The sequence below is a fragment of the Parafrankia irregularis genome (assembly GCF_001536285.1).
In the GTDB taxonomy this organism is placed as follows: domain Bacteria; phylum Actinomycetota; class Actinomycetes; order Frankiales; family Frankiaceae; genus Parafrankia; species Parafrankia irregularis.
In genome coordinates this window covers 162357-183382 of record NZ_FAOZ01000012.1, presented here as the reverse complement: position 1 = coordinate 183382, position 21026 = coordinate 162357, and the positions used below count along the sequence as shown (strand labels likewise).

Genomic DNA, 21026 nt, shown 5'->3' with positions numbered 1-21026 from the left:
GACCGCACCGCGGCGCGGTCGTCGGCCTGTCGAAATGGGCGCGGGGGCTCCTTCGGAGCCGCCCGATACTACTGAACGGACGGTGGACATGACGTTTCGTGTTGTGCAGTGGACGACCGGCAATGTTGGAAAGCAGTCGGTCGAGGCGATAATCGCGCATCCCGGCCTGGAGCTCGTCGGCTGTTTCGCCTGGTCGCCGGACAAGGTGGGCCGAGATGTCGGCGAATTATGCGGGGTCGCCCCGACGGGAGTCGCGGTGACCAGTGACGTCGAGGCATTGCTGGGCCTGCGGCCGGACTGCGTGGTGTACAACCCGATGTGGCCGGATGTCGACGAGATGGTGCGCATTCTGGAATCGGGAAGCAACATCGTCACCACGGCCGCCTTCATCACGGGCCATTCTCTCGGGGCCGGCCGCCGCCGGATCATCGAGGCGTGCGAGCGGGGCCAGTCCTCGATCTTCGGCAGCGGGATCAATCCGGGCTTCGCGAACCTGATCGCCATCGTCTCCGCCAGTGGCTGCGATCGTGTCGACCGGATCGTCGTCACCGAGACGGCGGACATCAGCGGTTACGACTCCCCGGCGACCGAGCTGCCGGTGGGATTCGGCCGGCCGATGGATGATCCCGAGCTTCCGGAGATGACCAGGTCCGGCACCGCCATCTTCGAGGATGCCGTCCGGCTGCTCGGCGACGCGCTCGGCGTCGAGTTCGACGAGGTCGTCTGCGAGGCCGAGTACGCCAGGACGACCCAGGATGTCGATCTCGGCTCGTGGCGGATCGCCGCCGACCATGTCGCCGGCATCGCCGTCAGCTGGCAGGGGAGGGTCGGCGGGCGGACGATCGTCGACCTGCGGGTGCGGTGGCGCAAGGGCCAGACCCTCGACCCGGACTGGCAGATCAGGACCGGGTACGTCATCGAGGTCCAGGGGCGCCCGACGATCCGCACCAGGGTCGACATCGCTCCGCCACCTGACTTCGCCTGGAAGACGCTCGGCGACTTCATGGTTCTCGGAATGATCATGACCGCGCTGCCGGCCCTGAACGCGATCCCCGCGGTCGTCGCGGCGCCGCCCGGCATCGTCACCTACACCGACATCCCGCTCCCGTTGCCGCGCGGGCGCGTCCGCGTCTGAGCGCAGCCGGATGCCGACAGCCGACCCGGCGTGCCCGGAACACCCGGCGCGGCGGCGGACCGTGGACGAACGAGACGCACGACTCAGCCGAGGAGCCGGCCGTGGATGATGTTCTGACCGACGAGCAGCGGATGCTGGTGGACGCGTCCGCGCGTTTCATCGAACGCACCTGTCCGCTGGAGAAGGTCCGCGCGCAGGCGTACACCGATCCCGCCTTCGCCAGGGCGTATCGGCGCCAGGCGGCCGAGCTGGGTTGGTTCGCGCCGCTCGTTCCCGCCGACCTCGGCGGCGGGAGCATGTCCGACAACGCGGTTTTCGACGCCGCCCTGGTCGCCTACCACCGCGGCCGCCTGCTGCAGCCGGGTCCGTTTGTCGGGACCAACGTCGTGGCGTACGCCCTCGCGGTCGCGGGCACCGGCGAGCACACGGCGAAGGTGCTGCCCGCCCTGCTGTCGGGGGAGGCCTCGGCGGCCTGGGCACCCGCGGTGCCGTCGGCGTCGGCGTCGGTGCCGGTGCCGACGGGAGCCGGCCGCGTGCCGGGCGCCCGCCCGTGGCCGAACCGTGTCGGTGGCCCGGGAAATCCTGTGTCGGCGACCAGGAGCGGCGATGGCTGGCGCCTGTCCGGGCGGGCCACCTTCGTGGAGAACCCCGGCCCGGACGGCTGGTATCTCGTGTCCGCCGCGGCCGAAGACGCCACAGCGACCACCGACGGCGGCGGCGGGCCGGCGCTCGTGCAGTTCCTGCTGCCGGCGGACACGCCCGGCCTGCGTGTGCAGCCCCTGGAATCGCTGGATCTCACCCGCCGGTTCGTCGGCCTGGAGTTCGACGGCGTCACCGTCGGGTCCGCCGGCCGGCTGCACGCGGCCGATCTCGGCGACGACGAGCTCATCGCCAGGCAGCTCGCCCTCGCCTGCGTCCTGACCGCGGCGGAGTCGGTCGGCGCGATGGACTACGAGCTCGCGCTGACAGTCCAGTACGCGAAGGACCGGATCGCGTTCGGCCGCCCGATCGGCTCGTTCCAGGCGCTCAAGCACGTGCTGGCGGACGCCAGTCTGGTGCTGGAGATGAGCAAGGCGATCACGGCCGCCGCGGCCCAGCGCCTCGGCGAGGCGGTCGGCCTCGCCGGCACGGACGTGCCGGGGCGGTCCACGGACGCGAACCCGGCCGAGGCGGGCTCCGACCTGCGGGACTACGGCCTGGAGGCGGCGAGCATGGCGAAGGCCTACGTCGGAGAACACGGCGTCTCCCTGGCCCAGAACTGTTTCCAGATCTTCGGCGGGATCGGCTTCACCTGGGAGCACGACCAGCACCTGTTCCTGCGCCGCCTGACCACCGACGCGGCGTTCTTCGGTGACCCGGCCTGGCATCGGGAGCACCTGTGCCAGCTTTCCGGGATCTAGTGCCGCGAGTGCGCGAGGTGGGGCGCGGGCGCACCCGGGACGCCAGCGACGACGAGCGACGACGAGCGACGAGACTGATGATGCGAGGGCGGGCGACGTGACGACGGGCGACGTGACGACGGGCGATGCGACGACGGGCGATGCGACGACAGGCAGGGCGATCGGCCTCGACGAGTTCCGGGCCGAGATCCGCGCGTGGCTGGCCGCGAACCTCGAGCGGAAGGCACCGGGCGCCGGGGACGGCGGGGAGGCCCGCAGCGACGAACAGGTCGCGGCCGCCCGTCCGCTGCAGCGCAAGCTGTTCGACGCCGGGTACGCCGGCCTCTCGTTTCCGCGGGAGTACGGCGGCCGGGGACTGACAGGCGAGTACGAGCGCGTCTTCCGGGAGGAGGCGCGGGACTACGCCACGCCGCAGTTCGGCGGTGCCGGCCATGTCACCTTCACCGCGATCGCCCGGTCGATGCTCGCGCACGCGTCCGCGGACTTCCTGAGCCGGCACATCCCGCCGATCCTGGCGGGGGAGCGGTTGTGGTGCCAGTTCTACTCGGAGCCGGAGGCCGGTTCGGACCTGGCGGGGATCCGGACCACGGCGCGCCGCGACGGAGACCGGTGGGTGCTGAACGGGTCGAAGATCTGGAGCACCGGCGCCCACCAGGCCGACTACGCCATGTGCCTGGCGCGCACGGACTGGGATGTTCCGAAGCATCAGGGCCTGACCTGGTTCGCCGTCCCCACCGGCGCCCCCGGAGTCACGGTGCGGCCGATCCGGCAGATCAACGGCGCGTCCGGCTTCTGCGAGGCGTTCCTCGACGATGTCGTCGTCACCGACGAGGACATCATCGGCGAGGTCAACCAGGGATGGTCGGTCGCGCAGACCATGCTGGTGTACGAGCGAGGCGCCGGGAGCTCGAGCGGGGTCCGGGTCGAGCCGCGGGAGCTGGCTCCCGACCTCGTGGAGCTCGCGCGCAGGGCCGGCCGTCTCGACGACCCGCTTGCCCGGCAGGCGATCGCGACCGCCCACATCAACGACTACGCCCAGTACCACCTCGGCCGGCGGATCGCCGCGCGGCTGCGTAGCTCCGCCCAGCCTCAGCCGGCGGTCGCCGCGTACGGCAAGCTGGCCGCGGGCGTGCTCTCCCCGATCCGGGCCCGGATCGGGGTCGAGATCGGTGGGGCCGAGGCACTGCTGTGGCCCGAGGGGGCCGACGAGGCGGCTGCGCTGCCCGCGACCACGTACCTGAACGGCCGGATGGTAGCGATCGCCGCCGGTACGAACGAGGTGCAGCGCAACGGTATCGGTGAGCGGGTGCTGGGCCTGCCCCGGGAGCCGAGTTTCGACGCCCGCAAGCCGTTCCGGGACGTCGTGCGGGACGCGCGCAGCTGGGACGGCCGGATCGGCTGAGCCGGCGGCCGGACTCGTCTGGCCACCCCGCCGGGCGACGCCTGGCCGGGCCCTTCTCGCCGAGGGCCCGGCCAGGCGTCGTTCTGCGCCCAGACGGTCAGACTCGGACGGGTAGCCGCAGCGGACCGCGGACGGTGCTGGTGTAGAGCATCTCGGTGGCCTCGCGGTCCACCGTCCAGTCCGGCCACCGCCGCAACGTCTCCTCCAGACCGATGCGGCCTTCACGGCGGGCCAGCGCCGCCCCGAGACAGAAGTGCATCCCGTACCCGAAGGTCATGTGCAGGTCGACCTTGCGATGGATGTCGAAGACGTCCGGGTTCGTGTACTGCCGCTCGTCGCGGCCCGCCGAGCCGGTGATGAGGATGACCCGGGAGTTCGCCGGGATCATCTGGTCGCCGACGGTGATGTCGCGGGTCGACCATCGGGCGTTGACCGGGGACGGTGGTTCGAAACGGAGGATCTCCTCCAACGCCCCGGGGATCAGTGCCGGGTCCCGTGCGAGCTCCGCCCGCTGGTCGGGATGCTGGTCCAGGAGGCTCGCCGCCCAGCCGAGGTTGCGCGCGACCGTCTCGCTGCCGGCGCTGAACAGCAGGATCGCGAAACTGGCGAGTTCCTCGTCCGTGAGCCGGCGCGGCTCGCCGGTCACCTCGTCGGCGACCTCGGCGGCGACCAGGTCGGTGAAGACGTCGTCGCGCGCGTTCGTGCGGCGGTCCGCGAAGTGCGCGCCCAGGCGCAGCCCGAGCTCGGTCAACGCCGTGTAGGACACCTCGTTCGCCATGCCGACGCCCTCCTCCATGTGGAAGACGTTGTCGACGACCTGGCGCAGTTCCTCCCGCTCGCTGCGGGGCACACCGAGCAGGATCGAGATGACCGTCGGCGGGAGGATCGCGGAGAAGTCCTGGACGAAGTCGAAACCGCCCGAGCCGATCCGCGGGTCGAGCAGCTCCGCGCAGATCTCGCGGATGCGGTCCTCCAGAGCCGACACCCGGCGGACCGTGAACGCCCGCGAGACGAGCTTGCGCAGCGTGGTGTGCCTGGGCGGGTCGAGCCAGATCATCATCGCCGAGTCCATCGGCTCCGGCGACATCGTCTCGAGGGTCGTGCCGTGGTTCGAGCTGAACGTCTCCGCATCACGGTGCGCCGCCTCGATGTCGGCGAAGCGGGACAGTGCGTAGAAGTCGAGGCGGTCGTTGCGGTAGACCGGCGCCTCGTCCCGCAGCCGCCGCCAGAGCGGGTACGGGTCGTCGCGCAGCTCGGGTGAGATCGGGTCCCAGTAGAGATCGCTCATGTATGCCTCCGGCCGGTTCGGTTTCGATGACCGAGTGCTTCTCGCGCGGTCCGCCGGCGGTGGCCGCGGCAGCGGTTCATGCGCTGCCGGGCGCTGGAACGCCAGGCCCGGCAGCGCATGTGGCGAGGTAACGCGTCGGCCACCTCGACCGGGACGTCAGCTCTTCAGGTAGGCGCCGCAGGCCAGCTTGCTGGTGACGTCGTACTTGTCGCCAGCAAGCTGGACGACGGACGTGCACGGCGTGGACACGAAGTGGTTGAACGGCCAGCGGGACTCGGCGACCGCGCCATCGACGTGGTAGGAGAAATCGCCGTTGAGGACCTTCATGATCGAGTCGACGGTCAGATCCTTGCCGGCCTTCGTCGCCGCGGCGACGAACATGTCGGCAGCCCAGTACCCGGCCATCGTCGGCAGACTGAGCACGGTCTGGGGGGCGTACTTCGTGATGTCGTCGGCCATCTGCTTGATCGCCGGCACGGAGACGTCGGTGCCGGGCTGCCACTGCAGGGAGGTGTAGGCGCCGGACAGGCCGTCGACCTTGGCGGCGGCCAGGCGCGGGTCATAGCCGACGGTGTTGAGGTGCTTCCCCTTGAACCCGGCGGAGTCCAGAGCCTCGGTCAGCTTGAGCGTCGTACTGAAGTCGGTGCCGTAGAAGACCACGTCAGGCGGCGAGCCCTTGCTGGCCGTCATGAGCGCGTTCACGACCGGCGTGGCGTCCGTCAGGCCGGCAGCGGGTACCGGCGTCTCCTGGTACACGACGTCGAGGCCGACTGCCTTCATCTGCCTGGCGATGGAGGCCAGCCCGGCCCGTGCGGTGTCGCCGTCGTTACCGACGAGGGCGACGGTCCTGCCGGACGCATCGCCGTCGAACAGCGCGTTGAGCATGACGCCGTAGGTGGTCGCCGTCGCCGTGATCTCCTTGCCGGGCAGCAGGCATCCGGTGACGCCGAAGCCGACCGAGGTGTTGCAGAACCCCGAGTTGAAACCCCAGCCGAAGAACGGAACGGTCTCGTCGCAGAAGGTGTCGAGGTAGCTGGCACTGCTGGTCATCACCGGTACCGCGGCGAAGATCTTCTTCTGGTCGACGAGCACCTTGGCCTGCGAGCCGTTGCGCGCGGGGTCGTTGCCGTCGTCCAGGGTCCCGACGTAGTTGATCTTCCTGCCGTTGATGCCACCCTCGGCGTTGGCACGCTCGAACCGAGCTCGCGCACCCTCCTCCGTGCCGGCCATCGAGGAGCCGGACGGGCTCGTCAGATAGGCGAGACCACCGATCGTGATCTCGGTGTCCGTGACTCCCCGGCTGGGATCGGACGCCGTCTGGCCGCACTTCATCGTGGACAGGTCGGGCTGGAAACCGCCGTCGCTCCAGCCGGACTCCGGTCCCGCCTTGATGTCGGCGATGGTGACGGCGGGGGCACTCGTGGCCGGGTCGGACTCGTCGTCCGAACAGGCCGTCATGCCGGCCATGACGGCGCAGGACGTGGCCAGCACCGCGACGGCTCGGGAAGCTAATCGTGCCGCTTGCTTCATGGGGGTCCTTTGGGTGTTAACCGCAGCGTGAGTCGGACATGCTGCGACAGATGGGATTGGAAGAGGAACCGCGCCGCGGGGGAGGATCAGACCCCCGTGGCGACGGCGTCGCGGCCCCTGCCGCAGCGTGAAAAGAACTATAGGTTTTGAGGTCCTGTGTCGCTAGCCCATGACCCGCTTCGGTCGCAGAAAGTCGTCCCGAGCCGAACGCGGGGGCATCCGTACCAGCGACAAGTGAGTCGTGTTAGCTCTGCGTCCCGGTGGCGGCGGCGCCCTCCGGTCCGAGTGGGTGGCGAGATCGAGCGACTATGTATCTAAACTATTAGCGGGTTTCGGGCTAGGGTGGGGCGTCATGCGGATCGATGGTGGGATGCCGTCCGTGCTTGCCGGGGTGCCGGCTGCGGCCGGCGCACTGGAGCGGATGGGGTACGACGGCGCGTGGTGCGGCGAGGTGAACCACGACCCGTTCCTGCCGCTCGTGCTGGCCTCCGAGCACACCACCCGCCTCGAGATCGGGACCTGCATCGCGGTGGCGTTCGCGCGCAACCCGATGTCCGTCGCCCAGCTCGGCTGGGACCTGCAGACATACTCCGAGGGCAGGTTCGTCCTGGGCCTGGGCTCGCAGGTGCGAGCGCACATCGAGAACCGGTTCGGGATGCCGTGGGGGAAGCCGGTCGGCCGGATGCGGGAGTTCGTCCTCGCGCTGCGCGCGATCTGGTCGTCCTGGCAGGACGGGAGCCCGCTGCGCTTCGAGGGTGAGCACTACACCCACAAGCTCATGACGCCGGCCTTCGTCCCCGAGCCGCACCCGCACGGCCAGCCGAAGATCTTCGTCGCCGCGGTCGGTACGGGGATGACCCGGATGTGCGGTGAGGTGGCGGACGGGATGCACACGCACGCCTTCACAACCCGCCGATACCTGGAAGAGGTGACTCTCCCGGCCCTTGCCGAGGGTCTCGACGCCGCCGGCCGTGACCGCGGCGACGTCCAGGTCTGCTGCCCGGCGTTCGTGGCGACCGGGGCGGACGACGCCCAGGTGGCTGTGGCCGCGGACGCGATGCGCCAGCGCATCGCGTTCTACGGGTCGACCCCCGCGTACCGGGCGGTGCTCGAACTGCACGGCTGGGGTGACCTGCAGACCGAGCTGCGGGCGTTGTCGCTGCGCGGGGAGTGGGCGACGATGGGCACCCTGATCGACGACGAGATCCTCGACGCGTTCGCGGTTGTGGCACCGCTGGACACGCTCGCGGACCGGGTCCGCGAGCGCTTCGAGGGCGTGGTCGACCGGCTGATGCTGAGCCTGCCCACCGGCACGCCCGCGGCAACCGTCGAAGCGGTGCTGAACGACGTACGCGCATCCCGCGCCACCGGTTAGGCGGCGCTGGCCAGGCGATGCCCGCGTCGCCTGGCCGGAACGGAGGGCGGTCGCGCCTCTGGCTCGGGTTCAGGCCGGTGGGAGCAGATCCAGGCGGTCGAACCTGGGCTCACGGCGTTCCAGGAACGCCGTGGCACCCTCGACGGGGTCCGGGCGGCGGAAGGACTCCCGCATGAGGCGGTCGGTCTGGTCGACGGCCTCGCCGAGATCGCGCTGAAGGTGCTGGTAGACGAGCTGTTTGGACACCATCATCGAGTGCGGCGACGCCAGGCGGGCCAGCTTGGCGATGTACGCGCGACATTCGTCCAACAGGCGATCCGGCGGCACGACCCGCTGGGCGAGACCGATGGCCAGTGCCTCCGGGGCCGAGACGACCCGGGACGACCAGAGCAGGTCGAGGGCGTGGGCGGGCCCCACGAGGCGCGGCAGCAGCCAGCTGACGCCCTGCTCGGCGATCAGGCCGCGCCGGGAGTACACCGTCGTGAAGCGCGCCGTGTCGGCGGCGAACCGCAGGTCGCAGGCCGCTGCCAGCAGGAAGGCCCCGCCGGCGCACACACCGTTCACGGCGGCGATCACCGGCTTGCGGATGGCCATCGGCCAGGTGAGCATGCGCTGCAGGTCCGCCATGGCCGGTGAGCCTGGGAAGGGCCCACCCCAGCCTTCGTCCACCGGGGGTGTGGCCGTGCCACCCGAGGTGACCTGGGCGTGCAGCACGGCGACGTCGAGGCCGGCGGAGAAGGCGCGATCACCGGCGCCGGTGAGAACGATGCCCACCACCCGCCGATCGTGCTCGGCGAGCGTGAACGCCTGGTGTAGCTCGCGCAGCGTCTGCCCCCGGAAGGCGTTCATGCTCCCGGGCCGGTCGATCGTCACGACGGCGACCGGATCATCGATGTCCAGGCGAACGTCCTCGAACGCGCCGGTTGCTGGCATGTGGGCTCCTGACCTCCCCGGTCGCCGGTCACGTGCGCCGCACCAGCCGATGCCGCGGTGCCCCCGCGGCGCGACCGGGTCCGCGTAGAGCCTCTGCCCGAAAATATTTAGAAGAATCTAGCTCACGGGCGGGTTCTCGGGTGCCGGTGAGGGGGAGCGCCGTCAGGTCGTCCACTGACCGCCGTTGACGCTCAGATGCTGTCCGGTCACGGCCGCTGCCAGGTCGGAGCACAGGAAGAGCACGGCACCGGCGCATTCGTCGGGGGTGGGCATGTGCCGCAGCGGCAGCGTCGCGTTCCGCCGCGCGAACCATTCCTCGGGGGTGATGCCCTCGGCCGCCGACTGGTGCTCCGCCGCGTGCCGGATGTTGTCACCCAGGACACCACCCAGGAACACGCCGTTGACTCGGATGCCCCACTGCCCGACCTCGACCGCGAGCGTGCGGGCCACGGCGGCGAGCGCCGCCTTCGAAGCGGTGTACGCGCCGAGGTTCGGCGGATTGGACAGTACCGCGCCGCTGTTCACCAGCACGACCGCCCCGCCGCCTCGCGCGCGGATCGCCGGCACCGCCGACTGCACGAGGTGCAGCGTGCCGTAGAGATTGACGTCGAAGACCGCGCGCCAGCGCTCGGTGTCGGCGTCCGCGACCGGGGCCCAGTCGCCTTCGTGGTGCGCGTTCTGCACCAGGACGTCGACGCCTCCGAAACGTTCCACCGCCGCGTCGACGAGCGCCTGGCAGGAGGCGGGATCGGTGATGTCGGTCGGCACGACGAGTGGATCGCGACCGGCGCGGCGCACCTCCTCGGCCACCGCGCCGAGGCGGGCGGGCTGGCGGGCGGCGAGGACGACGTCGACGTCATACCTGGCGAGGCCCAGCGCGATGGACCGGCCCATGCCCGGGCCCACGCCGGTGATGATCGCTACCTTCTTGTCGCCGAACATGAAATGTTCTTATCATTTAGATATTTCTACGGATAGGGGTTCGGCGCATGACTGCGATATCGGACGACACGGCGCGGGTCGCTCCTGGGTTACTGGGCGAGGCGGGAGACCTCGCATGATCGGCGACCGGCTGCGGCTCGACGGCCGAACCGTGGTGGTCGCAGGCGCCGGGGGAAGCGGCATCGGTACCGCGGTGTGCGTGGCCGCCGTCGAGCTCGGCGCGAACGTCGTCGGCATCGACCTCGACACCGCGGCGCTCGCGGATGCCGAAGCGGTGGTGGGCGACGTGGTCGCACCGGTGGTCGGCCGGGATCGGCTCGGCACGTTCCGCGGTGTCGTGGCGAACGTCCTGCTCAAAAGGGAGGTCGACGCCGCCGTTGCCGACGCCGTGGCGGCGTTCGGATCGGTCGACGGGCTGGTGCACGTGGTCGGCGGCCAGCGGCCCCGGCACTGGCAGCCGCTCGACGACTTCCCGGTCACCGATCTCGACGAGGTCATCGACCTGAACCTGCGCTCGGCGCTGCTGACCAGCCAGGCCGCCGCCCGGGCGATGACGGCCTCGGCGCGTGGTGGCAGCATCGTCCACATCGCCTCGGTCGCCGGTCTCGTCGCGGCCCCTTTCAGCCTCGCCTACGGCGTGGGCAAGGCAGGACTTCTCTCCCTCACCCGGACGGCGGCCGCGGAGTGGGGCCCGCGGGGCATCCGGGTCAACGCGGTTGGCACCGGCACCATCCGCACCCCGCACAGCCGAGGGAACGACGCGGCAGACGCCGCCCGGGACGCCGTGCTGCCGCTGCGCCGCCGCGGCACCGTGGAGGAACTTGCCGGCGCGGTGATGTTCCTGCTCAGCGACCTCGCCGGCTTCGTCACCGGACAGACCCTCGTGGTGGACGGCGGTTCCACCATCCGCCCGTCGTACCTGGGGCCGGACGACATCCCGGTCTTCATGGAGGACGGAGAGCTCCGCCAGCGGTTGCTCCAGCGTTGACGGCGCGGTCCGGCCGCGGGTGACGCGGCCGGACCGGTGACACCGCCGACCGGGCCCAGGGCGGCGAGACGCCCGGCCCGGCCACGGGTCAGAGGGCGGGCTCGCCCTTGAGCATGCCGCCGGCGTCGACACGGATGTTCATACCGGTGATGAACTTCGAGTCGTCGGAGACGAGGAAGAACACCAGGTCGCTGACATCCTCCGGTTCGATGTAGGGGATCGGCATCGCCTGCATCGCGGGGAAGGCGACTTCCGCGTCCTCCCGGGTGGGGTTCTCAAGATCCGGGCGGAAGGTGCGGTAGAGCCGGTCGTTCTGCAGCAGGGGGGTGTTCACGTTGGTCGGGTGCACCGCGTTCAGCCGGATGCTGTGCGGCGCGAGTTGCAGCGCCAGCGTCTCGGTGTAGCGGAACACGGTCTGCTTCGCCCAGGAGTACGCCACCCCGCCGGACCCGATCCCCTCGACCGTGCCCTTCATCATCCCGGCCGTCGAACCGGTCAGGACGATCGAGGCACCCGCGCCCAGATGCGGCAGGCTCACCGCCACCGTGTTCATCACGCCGATGAGGTCCACGTCGGTTCCGTCGATGAACCCGCTGCACAGCGTCAGATCGTCCCACGGGCAGATCCCCGCGTTCGCGAGCACGATGTCGAGACGGCCGAACCGGGCCAGTCCCTGGTCCAGTGCCTCCCGTAGCTGTGAGCGTTCACGGACGTCCGCCTTCACCGTCACGATCCCGCGGCCGAGTCCCTCCACGGCCCTGGCGGTCTGCGCGAGATCCTCCGGCGTCGCCAGTGGGTACGGCACGCTCGGGATCTGCTCGCAGATGTCCACCGCGATGATGTCGGCGCCCGCGGCCGCCAGCCTCAGGGCGTGGCTCCGGCCCTGTCCCCGCGCCGCACCGGTGATGAAGGCGACCCGTCCCTCAAGCTTGCCCATGGAAACCTTTCTGTTCTGTTGTGACCTGGCCGCCAGGCCCACTCGAGCTGCTGATCGTCAAGGGGTTGCTTTTCCCGTCAGCGTGTCGACGGGGGACGGCGTCGGACGGCCGGCGGGGCGCGGGACAAGCGTCAGCGACGGCACCACGCTGCTGGCGCCGAAGCCGAGGGTGGCGTCCGTGACGTCGACGAGGTGCTCGACATCGATGAAATGGCCCGTCAGGTAGCCGAGGCGCTGCCACTCGTTGACTGCCCGTCCGATGTGCTCCGGGTCGTTGCCGGTGAGCGAGCCGGTCGCCGAGTCTCCCTCGCCGCCCAGGCAGTCGCCGATTGTCAGGCGGGTGAAGCCGACCGAGGGATGCTCGACGTTCCAGGCCTCGATCATCTTGTCCAGCGCGGCCTTGCTCACCGCATAGCCGCCGATGAACGGCCACGGAGGCCCCGCCGAGGCGCTGATCGACGACAGGTACACCGCCGACCCGTGGGACTCGGTGAGATGCGGCAGCGCCGCCGCGGTGATCAGCGAGGCGCCGGTGACATTGGTGGCGAAGAGCCTGCCCCAGGCTGCCGCATCCATCTTCTCGATGGGCATGATGGTGATCAGGCCGGTGGAGTACACGAGGCCGTCGATGCCACCCATCGCGTCGGCGGCTCGCGTGATCGCCTCCCGGCAGGACGACTCCACGGTGACATCGCAGGCGATCGCGACGGCGCCGTCACCTGCCTCCTCGGCCGCCGCCTCGAGCCGGCTGAGCCGGCGGGCGAGCATGGCGACCCGGTGGCCCCGCTCCGCGAGACCGAGGGCGATGCAGCGGCCCAGGCCGCTGGAGGCGCCAAGCACGACAATCCGTTTCATGCGGCGCTCACGGCTGCCACAGCACGGTCCCGGACCGGCTGCTCGTGGGCCGAGCCCGCGGCTGCCCGGGCGGGCGCCAACCGTCGCAGGCGCCGACAGCGGAAGGTCATCGCGCCACCTCCGTACTCGGGAGCCCGACAGCCACGGCGGCCGCGATCCCGCTCCCGCCACTGTTCTAACGCATCGACCTCTAAATATCTAGATATTAAATTCGGCGGGGGTCGCCTGCTGTCGCGCGGGACGGCTGCCGTCCACGGCCCCGGCGAGACGCGGCCAGATGGTGCGGCACAGCTCCGCCGGGGTGCCCGGGCAGTCGTGGCGGAGCCAGTCGAGGACGAGGCCGAGCAGCGCGCCGGCGTACAGCGCGGCGGTCGGGTCGTAGGGGATGTCGGCCGGGTCGTCGGCATGGGTGCCGGTGCCGGGGTGGGTGAGGTTGACGTGCAGCGAGATGGCGAGTCGCCGGTGCAGATGGTTGATCACTCGGGCGCTGCCGTCGTCGCCGAGCAGGGCGTAGTAGAGGCCGGCCTGCTCCTTGATGTGCGTCAGCACTCGGATCAGGGCATCCCGCTCGTCGAGCTGCCGGAAAGGGATGCGGCTCGGCGCGATCACCGGCGAGCTGGAGATCAGTTCGTCGAACATCATGGTGCAGGCGCTTGCCGCGAGGTCGTGCACGTCAGCGTAGTGCTCGTAGAAGGTCGTGCGGTTGACGTCGGCCCGCCTCGTCAGGTCGGCGACCGAGATCTGGGCCAGATCACGCTCGGTGATCAGCTCCAGCAGCGCGCGTTCCAGTGCGGAGCGGGTCCGTCGGGTCCGACGGTCGAGGGGTTGCGGCATGGGCGGTCCTCCGCCATAGTTGCCAGACAGATGTCCTCTAACGGACGATAGTCCTTTCGTCGAGGCCGCGCGCGGCGAGCGGCTGATCGTGCCGGAACCGCTGATGGCGCCGGAAACCACGGTGCCGCTACTCGTGATCTCCTCTCGGGCTGCCGAGGCGGACGGCATCCCCATGCCCGGCCGCGATCCTCCCGAGCTGGTCGGTGCTCCGCGAAAATGCCACCAAACAAAAGGGGCAGCATGCCGGACCTCGATGTTTCGAAGGCCAACATCATTCCGTATGTTCACCTGGCGGACGCGTCCCTCCAGGACTACTCGACGCAGGACAGACAGTTCCCCGGTCTGCACAACGACCTTCTGTTCCTGTGGGCCATGGTCGACACGGAAAACGGTAAGCGCTACGAGCTGATCCGGATGCTCTCGTCGGGCGGGACGTTCGACTTCATCGTTCATGAATGCTCGACCGACCTGTGGGCCCATCCGACGACGGTCCGTTTCCCGTACGAGAGCGACCTGTACTGGGGACCCATCATCTGGGCCGACTCCAAGGCCGGTAGGGCCGCGATTCCCGTCAACTTCAGCGCGAAGCACAGCCTTTCGATCTCGCTCGGGCCGACGGCGTACCTGTGGAAGGAGGACGACGGCCTCGTCGACGTCGTCCTGACCCCGCTGCCGATGAACGTGACGGCCATCTACGTCCCCGGCCTGCCCGACGACGTCGGCTACACGAGCTCGGGGTGCACTGTGGCGGGCAGCATCGCCGGGTCGAGGATCACCGGCGGTTACGGCGGCCTCGACCGGATGTACTGTCTGCCCGGCCTGAGCGCCTGGGTGTCGAAGATCGCCAAGCTGGAGCACTACTGGTTCGTCTGGGGATCGATCCTCGAGGACGGGCGCTGGGAGACCGGCAACGCGATGCTCGGCGCGGGCGACTACGCGACCGCGACCTTCCGTCGTGAGGGTGAGCCACCGGTCATCGCGACCAACGGCGACGTCAGCTCGAAGGTCGTCTGGGAGACGAAGGGTGAGGTGAGCCAGCCGAGGCTGGCCAGCCTCGGCTTCGGCGGCCGCACCTTCAACTTCGAGGGAACGCACAACGCGGCGGCGGCCGCGGTTTCCCTGGGAATCGCCTGGCTGCACGGGACCATGCAGGAGGAAGGCGGCCCCAGACCGGTGCGGAGCTGGTCCACGATGGAGATCATCAAATCCCGTGCGACACCGCGCGAATAGCTCCCCGCGCCAGCGGCGGCGGTCCCCGGCGACCGCCGAAGGAAATCATCGGAAGGCGTCAGAGGAGGATAGTTGAACCTGACAACGGAACTGGCCGGAAAAGTCGCGGTCGTCACGGGCGGCGGGGCGGGCCTCGGTGCCGCCCTGGCCCGGGTGTTCGCGCAGCAGGGCGCCGCGGTGGCCACTCTGGACATCGACGGCGCGGCCGCCGAGCGGACCGCGAAGACCATCACCGAGGAACTCGGTGTTCCGACAAGCTCGGCACGCGTCGACGTCGGAGACGGCGAAAGCCTCGCTGCGGCGGCGTGGCACGTGCAGGAGACGCTCGGCGGGTGCGACGTGTTATGCGCGAATGTCGGCGTGCAGCAGTTCGGGGCGATCGACCGGCTGACCGACCAGGACTGGGAATGGGTTCTGAACGTCAACGTGCTGGGCACGATCCGCACGGTACGGGAGTTCCTCCCGCTCATCCGCGAGCGCGCCGGCTGGCGTCGGATCGTACTGACCGCCTCGTCCAGCGTGCTGACTCCGGCTGTGCGGATGGGTGCCTACCAGACGAGCAAGTTCGCCGTCACCGGGTTCGGGGAGACCCTGCGCGAGGAACTGGCCCCCGAAGGCATCGGCGTGACTCTCCTCTTCCCCGGCGGGATGGCCACCGGGCATCTGGAGAGCAGCGTTCAGGCACGGCCGGCGGCGCTCGGCACGACGAGCGTCGACATGGACGACCTCACCGCCATGCTCGCGCACCGGCCGGTGGGCGAGGCGGACGTCGTGACACCGGAGCACGCCATCCGCAACCTGCTCACCGACCTGAACAGCGACGAGCCGTACTCCGTCACGCACGGCTCGTTCCGCCCGTTCTACGTCGCTCGGCGCGACGCGATGGACGCCGCTCTGAACCGGATGGAGGCATCGTGACCGACCAGGAGCCGACCCTGCTGCGCCGGCTTCTCGACATCGAGGAGCTCAAGCGGCTCAAGGCGAGCTACTTCCGGAACCTCGACACGAAGAACTGGGACGGTTTCGCCGGGGTGTTCGCGTCCGAGGCCGTGCTGGAGGTTCCTGAGGCCGAGATGGTCGTCAACGGCCGGGAGGCCATCGTGAAGTCGGTCAGCGAGGCACTGGCCGGTGCCCGGACAGTTCACCACGGCCACATGCCGGAGCTTGAGCTCACCGGGGCGGACACCGCCCGCGGCACGTGGGCGATGTTCGACTACGTCGAATGGCCCGCACCCGAATCGGGTGGCCGGGTCGGCCTGCAGGGCTACGGGCACTATGTCGAGGAGTACGTTCGCGAGGGCGGCAGGTGGCGGATCAGCCGCTCGAGGCTGGAGCGCCTGCGGGTGGACTCGCTCGCCTCCGACGTGCCTGCCGTCGCCGGGTAGCGCCGTTCGCCGTCGGCGGTCGGCGGTCGGCGGTCGGCATGACTCCTTTCCATAAGTCTAGATGTATCCGTCGCCGACGTCGTTTGATCGGCTGGCGCGAAGATTGGCGCCGCGCGGGTGAAGATCGTCCGATCTGGTGGTGTGGTGTACGTGGGCTGTGTGCGGATGCGGGCAAGCGTCCACTTTGCTCGACATCACCCAAACATCTAGATAGATTCAGTCGCTGGAGGTGGCCCCGTCGTCGGCGGTGCGCTCGACCACCCGCTCGGAACTGCTCGCCCCGACCCACGCGAGCGGTCCTTCCGGTTGGAGGTCCGGTGTCCCGACCCCGGGGCGGGGTTGGGACACCGCAGACGTTCCCGCCCCAGGAGGGGATTTCGTGATGGACTCGACGCTCGTCGAACGCAAGGACGGCCTGGTCACGGTGACGTTCAACCGCCCGGAGCGGAAGAACGCGCTCGACGCGGCCAGCTGGGCGGCCCTGGACCAGGTACTCACGGAGGTCGCCGGCAACCCCGAGGACCGTGCCCTGCTCCTCACGGGAGCGGGTGGCAACTTCTCGTCCGGCGCCGACCTGACCGGCAGCGGTAGTGGTGGTAGTTCGAGCGGGCTCACGGGCCGCGGCCGCCAGGCCATCCTGCACGAGATGCGACATGTCGGCGAGCTCATCAACCGGCTGCACCGGCTGCCGAAGCCGACGATCGCCGCGGTCGACGGGGTGGTCGTCGGGGTGTCGATGGGCCTCGCGCTCGCCTGCGACCTCATCGTCGCCAGCGACCGGGCGCGGTTCAGCTCCGTCTTCGTCCGGCGTGGCCTCGCCCTCGACGGCGGGACGTCCTGGAGCCTGCCGCGCCAGGTCGGCCTGCGCCGGGCGAAGCAGCTCGCCTTCCTCGGGGACTGGCTCGGCGCCGAGCAGGCCCTGGACTGGGGGCTCGTCAACGAGGTCGTGCCGGCCGAGGAGCTGGCCAAGACCGCGGCGGCTCTCGGTCAGCGGCTCGCGGCCGGCCCGACCACCGCGATCAGCCTGATCAAGCGGATGCTGGACGCCAGCGAGTCGCTCACCTTCGAGCAGGCGGTCGAGGAGGAGGCCCGGGCGCAGCACATCACCTACACCACCAAGGACATGCGAGAGGGCATCCAGGCGTTCATCGAGCGCCGCGAGCCGAAGTTCACCGGCGAATGAGCGTTCGGCTGCTGGCGGCGGCGACGGCCGAGCAGGGGATGCTCGTCGACACCACCGTCCGTTTCATCGAGGACACGCTGCCGCTGACCGGTGTCCGCGCGCTCGCCGAGAGCACCGAGCCGGTGGGTGCGGCCTACATCGCCGACGCGGCCTCCCTCGGCTGGTTCGGGATGCTGGTCGACGAGCGCCACGGTGGTGGCAGCGCGTCCGGTATCGGGCTTGTCGACGCGGCCGCCGTGGCCGCCGAGCGTGGCGCCACGCTTCAACCGGGTCCCTTCGTCGGGACGAACGTCGTCGCCCACGCACTGTCCGTCGCGGCGAGCCCGACCGGTGACCTGGTGTCAGCGGGTCAGATGTCAGCGGGCCCGGTGTCTGCGGACACTGTTTCCGGGGAGGCCGGGCCGCACACCGATCTGCTGGCGCGCCTCGTCGCCGGGCAGGCCGTCGCGACCTGGGTGGCAGGTGCGGTGGGCGGCCTGACGCCAGGAGCCGGCGAGGTCACCATCCGGTCTGCCACCGACGCGCCCGGCGGTGGCTCCGCTCTTGACGGCTACGTCCTGGATGGCGAGGTCCGCCACGTCCCCGACGCCCTCGGCTGCGACGTGCTGCTGGTCACCGGCAACGGCACGGACGGCCTGACGCAGGTCATCGTCGACACCACCGCACCGGGTGTCGAGATCCGCGCGCTGTCCGGCCTCGACATCACCCGGCGAACCTGCTCCGTTCGCCTGAGCGGTGTCCACGTTCCCGCCGGCGCGCTGGTCGGGACGCCCGGAACGGCCACCGAGGATCTGTTCGCCCGGCAGACACAGGTGGCCGCCGTGCTCGCCGCCGCCGAGTCGGTCGGCGCGATGCACCGGGACTTCGAACTGGCCGTCGAGTACGCCCGGGCCCGGATCGCCTTCGGCCGCCCGATCGGCTCGTTTCAGGCGATCAAGCACCTGCTCGCGGACACCAGCCTGTCGCTGGAGATGGCCAAGGGCCTGGTGACCGCCGCCGCCGAGGCACTCGGCGGGGGTGCGCCCGACGGCGCCGAACTCGCCCACGCCGCCAAGGCGTTCGTCGCGGAGCACGGCATCACCCTCACGCACGCGTGCTTCCAGGTCTTCGGCGGGATCGGCTACACCTGGGAGCACGACCACCACCTGTTCATGCGCCGGTTGGCGGCCGACGCGGTGACCTACGGATGCGCGCAGTGGCACCGGGCGCGGCTGGCCGAGCGGATCGGAGGAGTCGGCTGATGGGGGACACCGCCGTGAAGGGCACGGGGCAGACCGAGGTGCCGGCCGAGGCCTCGACCGAAACGCTCGAAACATCTGAAACGCTGACCCTCGACGAGTACCGGGCCAGGGCCCGGGTCTGGATCCGGGAGAACCTCAGGCCCGTTCCCGCCGCGGGGCCGGCCCCGGTGGGCATGCGCACGACGGAGACACCTCCGGAGGTCATCGCCGCCGGCCGCGCGCTGCAGCGAAAGCTGTTCGACGCGGGGTACGCCGGCATCACCTGGCCGCGGGAATACGGCGGCCAGGGGCTGGGCGGGGAATACGAGCGGGCCTTCCTGGAGGAGGCGCGCGGCTACCAGATGCCGAATCTCGGCATCGCCGGGGGCACGACGTTCGGTGTGTGCGCGATGACGATGCTCGCGCACGCGTCACCGGATTTCCTGCGGCGTCACATTCCGCGGATCCTCACCGCCGAGGAGCTGTTCGTGCAGTTCTTCTCGGAGCCGGAGGCGGGATCCGATCTCGCCGGCGTCCGGTCGCGGGCGGTCCGGGAGGGCGGTCGCTGGATCCTGAACGGCGCGAAGATCTGGAGCAGCGGCGCCTACTACGCCGACTGGGGCATGTGCCTGGCCCGCACCGACTGGGACGTCCCCAAGCATCGTGGCCTGACCTGGTTCGCGGTGCCGATCGGCGCCAAAGGCGTGACGGTCCGGCGGATCCGGCAGATCACCGGCGACGCCGAGTTCTGCGAGGAGTTCTTCGACAATGTCGAGCTGACCGACGACGACGTGATCGGCGACGTCAACGACGGCTGGACGGTCGCGCAGACCATGCTGATGTTCGAACGGGGCGGCGGGCTGAGCCACGGTGGCCCGGTACGCAAGGTCCCCCAGGGCATCGCGCCGGATCTGGTCGAGCTCGCCCGGTCCGTCGGCCGGATCGACGACCCGCAGGCCCGGGACCTGATCGTGCGGGCGCACGTCGACGATGTTGCCCGCCGTGCGCTGATGGCCCGGCTCGGCGGCCTCATGCGGGCCGAACCGGGCCGGGCCGCCCACCTGGCGTCGTACGCCAAGCTGGCCTCCGGTGTCCACGACCCCGTCCGGGCGAACCTCGCGATGGCGATCGGCGGCCCGGACGCGGTGGCCTGGGAGGAGAACGACGAGGCCGCCGGGCGCACCGCGATCGGCTTCCTCAACAGCCGCTTCATGTCGATCGCCGGCGGGACGAACGAGGTGCAGCGCAACGGCATAGGTGAGCGGGTGCTCGGTCTGCCCCGGGAGCCCTCGTTCGACAGCGGCAAGCCCTTCCGGGAGGTGCTGCGCGACGCCCGGAACTGGTCCGGCCGTGCTGGCTGAGCCGCGCGCCGGCCGCTCCCGCGACCGGCCGCTCCCGCGACCGGCCGCACCGACCTGACCCGCCCCGCACCGACCTGACATGCCCGGCCCGGCGACGGAATTTCCGGCATTCCCCGCAGGCGCGGAATGGGTATCGCTCACCGAGCGGAAACCGAGCGACGGCCTTAGGGTCCGTGGACAGGGGGAGGGAGAACCGAGGTCCACGTTCTCCGACTGTGTTCTCCGGTTGCCTTTCGCCGGGGATTTCCGCGCCGCGGATGACGGTCAGACGGGCCTGCGATCTCGGGAGCGCCCCGTAGTCGTCGGTGCGGTCGTTGGGGAGCGATGTGTCAGGTCCAGTCCGGCCCAGAAGGCGACCTCACGGTGCCGCGGTGAACGCGGTCCGCGGGGTTCTTTTCGTTGTCTCGCTGCTCGTGCCCACCACTGTCTCGGTATGCGCGGCCGACGCCGCCGCCGGTCGGCCGTTCGGTAACGACCGGGTTGTCGTCGCCAGCGGAACCGTTGGATTCACACTCGTCGTCGGTGGCGGTCCCGGCGGCGGCGACCACACCGGCGGGTACGGGGTCGGTGGTGGCGGATCCGGCGGTGCGGGTTGGGGTGAGACCGGCGGCTCCGGCTCCGGCAACCATGGTCCGCGACCAGCCGGTCCCACCGTGATCGGCGGCGTCGGCGCGGCGGCCGGGTCAGTGGGTCCCGGCGGCGCGGCGGGCCCGGTCGGCGCGGCTGGTACGGAGGACAAGGCGGGTGCGGAGGACAAGGCTGGTGCGGAGGACAGGGGCGGCGCGCCGGCCGAACCGACGGGTCGGCTGCCGTTCACCGGCACGGTCCCGCTCCTGCTGGTGGCGGTGGGCGCGCTGCTGGCCGGCGGTCTCGGGATCATCTTGATCTCTTCGGCGGTGCCGAGGCCGGTCACACCTGCGGCCCGCCGCCGTGGTGGCGGCGCGCGGCTCCGAAGGCGCCCGCGACGGCGGTGATCCCTTCGGATTGTTGGGTAGCCGGGTTCGAAGAGCGGGAATCGCCCGCCGGCT

Annotated in this window: 19 protein-coding genes; 12 read left to right on the top strand and 7 right to left on the bottom strand. The window is 70.5% G+C overall.

The features are described 5' to 3' along the window. Positions 1-88 precede the first annotated feature (88 nt). The 3 genes from AWX74_RS19995 (at position 89) to AWX74_RS19985 (ending at position 3937) form a co-directional block, all read left to right on the top strand. The gene (locus AWX74_RS19995; protein ID WP_091279070.1) at positions 89-1135 is read left to right on the top strand and encodes an NAD(P)H-dependent amine dehydrogenase family protein; all 1047 of its coding nucleotides are present in this window, start codon (positions 89-91) and stop codon (positions 1133-1135) included. A gap of 101 nt (positions 1136-1236) precedes the next feature. Continuing rightward, the gene (locus AWX74_RS19990; protein ID WP_091278992.1) at positions 1237-2535 is read left to right on the top strand and encodes an acyl-CoA dehydrogenase family protein; all 1299 of its coding nucleotides are present in this window, start codon (positions 1237-1239) and stop codon (positions 2533-2535) included. A 97-nt stretch (positions 2536-2632) separates the two neighbouring features. Beyond that, a complete protein-coding gene (locus tag AWX74_RS19985; RefSeq protein ID WP_242666324.1) occupies positions 2633-3937 on the top strand; it encodes an acyl-CoA dehydrogenase family protein in 1305 nt (434 codons plus the stop codon). Positions 3938-4034: 97 nt separating this feature from the next. Here AWX74_RS19985 and AWX74_RS19980 read toward each other — a convergent pair whose 3' ends face one another. Then, a complete protein-coding gene (locus AWX74_RS19980; protein ID WP_091278989.1) occupies positions 4035-5225 on the bottom strand; it encodes a cytochrome P450 in 1191 nt (396 codons plus the stop codon). Between the two features lie 156 nt (positions 5226-5381). Further along, a complete protein-coding gene (locus AWX74_RS19975) occupies positions 5382-6755 on the bottom strand; it encodes an ABC transporter substrate-binding protein (RefSeq protein ID WP_091278986.1) in 1374 nt (457 codons plus the stop codon). A gap of 352 nt (positions 6756-7107) precedes the next feature. On the opposite strand from AWX74_RS19975, the gene AWX74_RS19970 reads away from it, so the two are divergent. After that, the gene (locus AWX74_RS19970; RefSeq protein WP_091278983.1) at positions 7108-8130 is read left to right on the top strand and encodes an LLM class F420-dependent oxidoreductase; all 1023 of its coding nucleotides are present in this window, start codon (positions 7108-7110) and stop codon (positions 8128-8130) included. A gap of 69 nt (positions 8131-8199) precedes the next feature. Here the strand turns inward: AWX74_RS19970 and AWX74_RS19965 are convergent, their stop codons facing one another. Further along, positions 8200-9063: an enoyl-CoA hydratase-related protein gene (locus tag AWX74_RS19965; protein ID WP_091278980.1), complete on the bottom strand. Its 864-nt coding sequence runs from the start codon at positions 9061-9063 to the stop codon at positions 8200-8202. A gap of 162 nt (positions 9064-9225) precedes the next feature. After that, positions 9226-10005: an SDR family oxidoreductase gene (locus AWX74_RS19960; RefSeq protein WP_091278977.1), complete on the bottom strand. Its 780-nt coding sequence runs from the start codon at positions 10003-10005 to the stop codon at positions 9226-9228. A 115-nt stretch (positions 10006-10120) separates the two neighbouring features. Between AWX74_RS19960 and AWX74_RS19955 the strand changes: the two genes are divergently transcribed. Next, the gene (locus tag AWX74_RS19955) at positions 10121-10993 is read left to right on the top strand and encodes an SDR family NAD(P)-dependent oxidoreductase (protein WP_165615698.1); all 873 of its coding nucleotides are present in this window, start codon (positions 10121-10123) and stop codon (positions 10991-10993) included. Between the two features lie 88 nt (positions 10994-11081). Here AWX74_RS19955 and AWX74_RS19950 read toward each other — a convergent pair whose 3' ends face one another. The 3 genes from AWX74_RS19950 to AWX74_RS19940 form a co-directional block, all read right to left on the bottom strand. Then, positions 11082-11930: a mycofactocin-coupled SDR family oxidoreductase gene (locus AWX74_RS19950; protein WP_091278972.1), complete on the bottom strand. Its 849-nt coding sequence runs from the start codon at positions 11928-11930 to the stop codon at positions 11082-11084. A 57-nt stretch (positions 11931-11987) separates the two neighbouring features. Continuing rightward, positions 11988-12785 carry an SDR family oxidoreductase gene (locus AWX74_RS19945; RefSeq protein WP_091278968.1) on the bottom strand — a complete coding sequence of 266 codons (798 nt, stop codon included), beginning with the start codon at positions 12783-12785 and terminating at the stop codon, positions 11988-11990. A gap of 198 nt (positions 12786-12983) precedes the next feature. Next, positions 12984-13619: a TetR/AcrR family transcriptional regulator gene (locus AWX74_RS19940; protein WP_091278964.1), complete on the bottom strand. Its 636-nt coding sequence runs from the start codon at positions 13617-13619 to the stop codon at positions 12984-12986. A gap of 240 nt (positions 13620-13859) precedes the next feature. On the opposite strand from AWX74_RS19940, the gene AWX74_RS19935 reads away from it, so the two are divergent. From AWX74_RS19935 to AWX74_RS40100, 7 genes are all read left to right on the top strand, one after another. Next, positions 13860-14849 carry a hypothetical protein gene (locus AWX74_RS19935; RefSeq protein WP_091278961.1) on the top strand — a complete coding sequence of 330 codons (990 nt, stop codon included), beginning with the start codon at positions 13860-13862 and terminating at the stop codon, positions 14847-14849. A 72-nt stretch (positions 14850-14921) separates the two neighbouring features. Then, positions 14922-15767, top strand: coding sequence for an SDR family NAD(P)-dependent oxidoreductase (locus AWX74_RS19930; RefSeq protein ID WP_091278958.1), 846 nt, complete (start codon positions 14922-14924; stop codon positions 15765-15767). After that, on the top strand, positions 15764-16234 hold the full coding sequence (locus AWX74_RS19925; RefSeq protein WP_165615697.1) for a nuclear transport factor 2 family protein: 471 nt from the start codon (positions 15764-15766) through the stop codon (positions 16232-16234). The genes AWX74_RS19930 and AWX74_RS19925 overlap by 4 nt, the downstream gene beginning before the upstream one ends. Before the next feature lie 382 nt (positions 16235-16616). Continuing rightward, the gene (locus tag AWX74_RS19920; protein ID WP_091278954.1) at positions 16617-17417 is read left to right on the top strand and encodes an enoyl-CoA hydratase/isomerase family protein; all 801 of its coding nucleotides are present in this window, start codon (positions 16617-16619) and stop codon (positions 17415-17417) included. Further along, a complete protein-coding gene (locus AWX74_RS19915) occupies positions 17414-18658 on the top strand; it encodes an acyl-CoA dehydrogenase family protein (RefSeq protein ID WP_091278950.1) in 1245 nt (414 codons plus the stop codon). Before AWX74_RS19920 ends, AWX74_RS19915 begins: the two co-directional genes overlap by 4 nt. Further along, positions 18658-19998 (top strand): acyl-CoA dehydrogenase family protein, encoded by a 1341-nt coding sequence (locus AWX74_RS19910; RefSeq protein WP_226930944.1) that lies wholly within the window; start codon positions 18658-18660, stop codon positions 19996-19998. Before AWX74_RS19915 ends, AWX74_RS19910 begins: the two co-directional genes overlap by 1 nt. 371 nt (positions 19999-20369) lie before the next feature. Next, positions 20370-20972: a hypothetical protein gene (locus AWX74_RS40100; protein ID WP_165615696.1), complete on the top strand. Its 603-nt coding sequence runs from the start codon at positions 20370-20372 to the stop codon at positions 20970-20972. The last annotated feature ends 54 nt before the right edge of the window (positions 20973-21026 follow it).